This is a genomic window from Sulfitobacter sp. HI0040, from assembly GCF_001634885.1.
In the GTDB taxonomy this organism is placed as follows: domain Bacteria; phylum Pseudomonadota; class Alphaproteobacteria; order Rhodobacterales; family Rhodobacteraceae; genus Sulfitobacter.
Map to the genome: position 1 here is coordinate 1 of NZ_LWEX01000499.1, position 258 is coordinate 258.

1 protein-coding gene is annotated in these 258 nt (G+C 60.1%); it reads left to right on the forward strand.

The features are described from left to right. Window positions 1-258, forward strand: a 258-nt coding sequence (locus tag A3728_RS19730) for an ABC transporter permease (RefSeq protein WP_443069440.1), incomplete at both ends; no start/stop codon positions are given.

The following is a 258-nucleotide window of genomic DNA, read 5'->3' on the forward strand; positions in this document are numbered from 1 at the left end:
GATCGCAGCGCTCTCCACCTTCATGACGCTTCTGGTCGGGTATCCCATCGCCTACGGGATGGCCCGCGCGCCCGAAGAATGGCGCCCGACGCTGATGATGCTGGTGATCCTGCCCTTCTGGACCTCGTTCCTCATCCGGGTTTACGCGTGGATGGGGATTCTCAGCAGCGAAGGTTTGCTGAACCAGTTCCTGATGTGGCTTGGCCTGATTGGGGAGCCGCTGACGATCCTGAACACCAATGTCGCCGTCTATATCGG